Genomic DNA, 5,368 nt, shown 5'->3' on the forward strand with positions numbered 1-5,368 from the left:
TAGGATGTTCGCAATGGTCAAAAATCAAAAATTATATGATTTTAATTTGCAAATGTCATAGATATCATTGCTTCTGACTTTCCTCGCGGAAAGTCTTCGCAAATTTGCTATCTTCGGTTTTCGGCGGAAAATCCTCGCGGATTTTCACGCAACGAAACCATAGCCAAACCGTTGCCAGTAATTTGACAAAAACACCTATGAAATCAATTTTAACTCTTTTTCTAATTCTATTAATGAATAGCTGTGGACAGAAAAAGGTTTTAGAATCAAAACCGAAAAAGACTCTTACGAGAGAACTTTCAGAGATACCCACATTTCCGAATTGCGAGACTTATAAAGATTGGATTGAAAAAGAGTTTTGTTTGACCAATAGTATTCAAGAACTGATTTCGAAAAACGCTAAAAAAAGCAATCTGACTTTAGTTAAGGACACATTAAAAGTTGGAATCAGAATTGAAATTGATGGTTCAAGCACAATAATGGAAAACAAATCGAATAATAAAGAATTAGAAAAGTTAAGCCAAAATACTCTCGAAAATTTGCCTTACATAGAGCCTGCAAGTTCAAAAAGTTTAAACCGAAAAGTAACTTCGGCGTATTCCTTTTATGTGATTTTTGAGAATAATAAAATTATTAGCAAATGGAAAAAATAAAAACTACTGGCAACAATGTATAACCGCAATTACGGCGGATTCGACTACGTCCAAATCCACTCGGAATTGCTAACTTCGGTGCTATACGGAAAAGAAAGCATACCAAAACCGTAACTGCGGTTATACGAACCGTTGTAGCACATTTGACAAAAAAAGAAATTATATGGAAATTATAATTAAACTACTTTTAATATTATCTTCAATTTATTTTTTTCTAAAAATCTCCATAATCATAGATAAAAATGGTAATCTGATAAATGACTATTTAAAAGGAAAAACTATTTTCTCCACAAACGATGAAATAACTATCAAGACCTTTAAAAAGTATATCCTTTTTCTCATTTTGATTATAATCGGACTTGGAATTTATCAATCCGTTTTATGGACTAGTGGATAGATTTATAGTAAACTTATATTATGAATGAACAACCTAATAAAAAAAGCATTGTAAAAACTCTTGAAACTCGAGTAAACTTAAAAAAATTAATTAAAAAGTTGTAGAATCAACCTTGCCAAAACTGAATAAAAATTCTAAAAATATAAGTTAAATATAGTTGGTAATTTGAAACGTAAGCCTAATAAATAAAATATAAAAAACGTGCTACAACAATGTATAACCGCAATTACGGCGGATTCGACTACGTCCGAATCCACTCGGAATTGCTAACGCCAGTTCCAAACCGAAAATTAACGCATATTAACCCGTAACTGACGGTTATACGAACCGTTGTACACCATTTGAGAAAAACATTTGTAATCATATTGACCTTTATCGGATTTTTGTCATTTGGACAAGAAACGGAACTGAATTGGATTGAAAAAAGCGACTTGGACAGTATTTATGTCAGAGCATTAAATAGCAGATTTGACCTTTTACTATCGAGCGGATGGAAATATATCGAACTGAATGAAAACGGAAAACGGATTTCCCAACTGAAAGTATCTGACCGATACAAATTCTTGACCAATGAAGAATTAATTGACTTGTCAATTAAAGAAAAAAAGACAATTCGAGTATTGCGTCTGACTCACAGAATAATCGGAATTGACACAGTTGATGTGAATTTTGGAATTGTAAATGTTACTGGAAAGAGGAAAATTCATTTCAACAATGGACTGAAATTTAAAAAAGCGGATTTTGCATTAGACTGTGGCGGAACAAATGGCTACGTTCCTGATATGAGATTTGTATTTGACCGAAAGAAAAATAATTGGGAATTAATAGATGGAAAATATAAAATACCAGTAGAATAATATATGAGATATGTTATCAAAATTTGGTTATTTACGATAATCGTTTCGCCACTTTTATTGGCATTAATATTAGGTGCTATTATAAATGATTCGAGTTTTACGAGCATATTAAATTCTTACGAAATAATATTTGTAATGATTATTGTTGGCTTTCTTTCGTCAATTCCTGCAATGGTAATATTTTGGTTAATTAAAAGATTTTTAAAAAATAAACACTCAAACCTTAACGAGAAGATTATATTATCAATTTATAGTTTTCTATCAGTATGGATTACATTTTTCATCGTTGATAGCGGATTTATTACAAGATGGTCTGAACAGACAATTTGGGTTTTAATATATTCGCTAACAATAGTGATAGGAGTTTGGATTTTTGAGAACAATAATAAAGAAATAACTGAATAAAAAAACGGTGTACAACAATGGCTATAAACAATTGCTATTACAGGTTTATCCTGAAAATTCCTGCGGAATTTTCAGTTTATTGTGTACTTGCAAAAGTCCGTGCTAACCCACGCAACTGTTCATAGCCTAAACCGTTGTGCTTCATTATGACCAAACAATAACCAATGATAAAATTTTTTAGAAAAATCAGACAAAACTTACTCTCTGAAGGTAAAACTGGAAAGTATTTAAAGTATGCGATTGGAGAAATTATTCTTGTCGTTATTGGAATATTGATTGCATTACAGATTAATAACTGGAACATAAGCAAAAGCAATTTAAAAGAATCTAATGAGTTTGTTGCACGACTAAAAGCAGAAGTAAAAAGTAATATAGGTTTTACCCAAGAGGAAATTGAAAAAAAAGAAAACCAGAGGAGTAGTTCATTGGCGATTTTAAAAATGGTTGGAGAAGATATAACCAAACTTTCTTCCAAGACATTGGACAGCCTAATCAATATATCTATGGCAAATGGCAATATGGAGTTTAAAAACGGAACCTTAAACGAAGGACTGAATACTGGAAAGGTCGCACTTATTAAATCCGATTCCTTAAAGACAATTTTATACGGTTTACCATCTCTAGTCGAAGAGGTTAGAACTGGAGAAAAATACATGAACGAAGACCTTAACGATTATTTTTATCCGTTTATATATGAGCATATCAGTTTCAGACAGATGGACTATGAACACACTGCGCATGGGGAACTAATCGGACCTTCAAAATTTAGCAGCCACAACAATTTAAATGTGTTGAATATTCTAAAGTTTGAGAGCTTAATAGACAATATATTTTATAACTCTAATGTACAGATTGAAAACTACCAAAGACTTAAAACTGAATTAGAAAACCTCTATAATTTAATCGAGGAATATGAGTAAAATAACGAAAGCACAACACCGTATAACCGCAATTACGGCGGATTCGACTACGTCTGAATCCACTCGGAATTGCTAACGCCAGTGCTTAACCGAAAATTATTAATTTTAAAACCGTAACTGACGGTTATACGAGACCGTTGTGCAACATTTTAAGAAAACCGAAAATTTGATTTGAAAAAGTGGATTTTGATATTGTTTTTCTCGATTTTAATCGGACTCTATTTCGGTCTTGGGACAATTTTCGGATTTTTCAAATTATTGTTATTCTTTGGACTTTCGACTCTGATTTTTATAGTGCTGATATTAATCTGGCAAAAACAATTTAGAAAACGGAATTATGCAATTCGGATTTATTTGACCATCTGTTTCGGACTGATTTTTAGTTTATTAATTTTTCAATTAAAAAAAGCATATAATCAGCATAATGCTAACTTATTAACAGAACAGATAATTGATTTTAGAAATAATAATAATCGTCTACCAAACTCGATAGCTGAATTAAAAAAGGATACAGAATTACCAAAATACTTTGACCAATTTGAACTAAAAGATTTTGAGTATTCATTGAACCAAAAAACGAATGAATTCAATCTGAGTTATTCGCTCGATGGTTGGCATATTAATGAATTTAATAGCAAAACCAAGGAATGGGAAACGAGAGATTAAATAAAAAACGTTGCACAACAACGTGTAAAAATAATTGCTAGGTTCTAGCCTACTCGGAAAATCCTGCGGATTTTCCTCTGGTTCGTTCCATTTTTAGTAAGTTAGTTGCTCGCACACGCAACTATCCTTACACAAACCGTTGTTGTAGCCAATTTAAAAATCACGATGAAGAAAATATTATTGTTCGTGCTTCCCTTAATTTTTACCATAAAAATGAATGGACAAAATACAAGTCAAGAATTGATTGAAATAAAAAATGAATTAATAAATCACGCCATTGAAGTTGGAAAAGAATATGACATCAATCTTGATTTTTCTGATGACTCAATTAAAAATGTAGAAAAAATACTTTCTGACCTACATTCGGAATATAAAAAAACAAAAAATGATGAAGGACTAAATGGACTCGCATATATGTTTGGTTTTTACATTATGGACGTAATAGAAAAAAATCACGGAAAAGGAAGAATCGAAAGAAATCATCCTGACTTTGGAGATAATGTCTTCCCTTTCTATTGGAATGGTGGAACTTTATTTCCCGTAGCTTGGTGTCAAAAAAGAATTTTTGATGGAGATGGAGATAATGTGGAAATTAAATATCGGATTCTAATATTGGATGAGAAAAAGAAATAAAAACTGGCTACAACACTGGCTATAATCCATTGCTCGCAACATACTTAAACAAAAATTATTAACTTTAACTTGGCTCGATTCCTACTCCGAAAATCCTACGGATTTTCATCGCAACGGAATCATAGCCAAACCGTTGTAGCACATTTGACAAAACACAAACTATGGGATTTTTCAAGAACCTTTTCGGCAAAAAAGAAATAAGTGAATTACCAAAAAAAGAAGCTGAACAAATCGAAGAAGAACTCTATGGAATTGATAAGGATTTCGCTCACGACAGAGCAATAGAATTAATTCCTGAAGAGTTTTTTTGGTCAGGTATTGACGATTTAGCACCATTCGGTTCAGATGAGGGAGATATGGCATTATCAGAATTTAGAGATTGGAAAAAAGCTAATCCGAAAACAGAAACTTTTGAATGCCTAAAATGGACGATTGAAGGAGTTTCCGAGAAAGATTTAGCGGAATACAATGAAAAAATACTCGATAGAACTCTAATTAAATCGCAAATCGAAGATGATGATTTTAATGACCAGCACTATATTTTTACTGTTGACATTTCAGTTATTGCGACAGGATTTGGTCAATTAGTGGACGAAGGGAAGATTGACGAAAAGAATAAGCCTCTTATTCAATTAGCAATTGACCGACAAAAAATATGGGCTGAATTAGCTACTGATTGGGAACATCGAATTGAATATATTGGAAATTTGAATGTGCTGAACAGAGCACTAAAAGAAGCGTGAAAAACGTGCTACAACAACGGCTATAGTTCCTTTAGACTTGCATAATAAAATATAGTAACTTTAGGATTGACCAAAGAGCAGGTAAACTATTATA

The 5,368-nt window shown here is 31.9% G+C and carries 6 protein-coding genes; all 6 read left to right on the forward strand.

The genetic code is table 11. The features are described from left to right. The first annotated feature begins 197 nt into the window (after positions 1 to 197). Entirely contained in the window at positions 198 to 653 is a 456-nt protein-coding gene (locus WJN01_RS15335) for a hypothetical protein (protein WP_445198034.1), read from the forward strand. A 738-nt stretch (positions 654 to 1,391) separates the two neighbouring features. Continuing rightward, positions 1,392 to 1,907 (forward strand): hypothetical protein, encoded by a 516-nt coding sequence (locus WJN01_RS15340; RefSeq protein ID WP_445198035.1) that lies wholly within the window; start codon positions 1,392 to 1,394, stop codon positions 1,905 to 1,907. Between the two features lie 569 nt (positions 1,908 to 2,476). Beyond that, on the forward strand, positions 2,477 to 3,232 hold the full coding sequence (locus WJN01_RS15345; RefSeq protein ID WP_445198036.1) for a DUF6090 family protein: 756 nt from the start codon (positions 2,477 to 2,479) through the stop codon (positions 3,230 to 3,232). Positions 3,233 to 3,403: 171 nt separating this feature from the next. Further along, entirely contained in the window at positions 3,404 to 3,898 is a 495-nt protein-coding gene (locus tag WJN01_RS15350) for a hypothetical protein (RefSeq protein ID WP_445198037.1), read from the forward strand. A 165-nt stretch (positions 3,899 to 4,063) separates the two neighbouring features. Continuing rightward, positions 4,064 to 4,531: a hypothetical protein gene (locus tag WJN01_RS15355; RefSeq protein WP_445198038.1), complete on the forward strand. Its 468-nt coding sequence runs from the start codon at positions 4,064 to 4,066 to the stop codon at positions 4,529 to 4,531. A 161-nt stretch (positions 4,532 to 4,692) separates the two neighbouring features. After that, the gene (locus tag WJN01_RS15360) at positions 4,693 to 5,274 is read left to right on the forward strand and encodes a hypothetical protein (protein WP_445198039.1); all 582 of its coding nucleotides are present in this window, start codon (positions 4,693 to 4,695) and stop codon (positions 5,272 to 5,274) included. Positions 5,275 to 5,368: the final 94 nt, after the last annotated feature.

The organism is Tamlana sedimenti (genome assembly GCF_038148895.1).
Lineage (GTDB): Bacteria > Bacteroidota > Bacteroidia > Flavobacteriales > Flavobacteriaceae > Tamlana.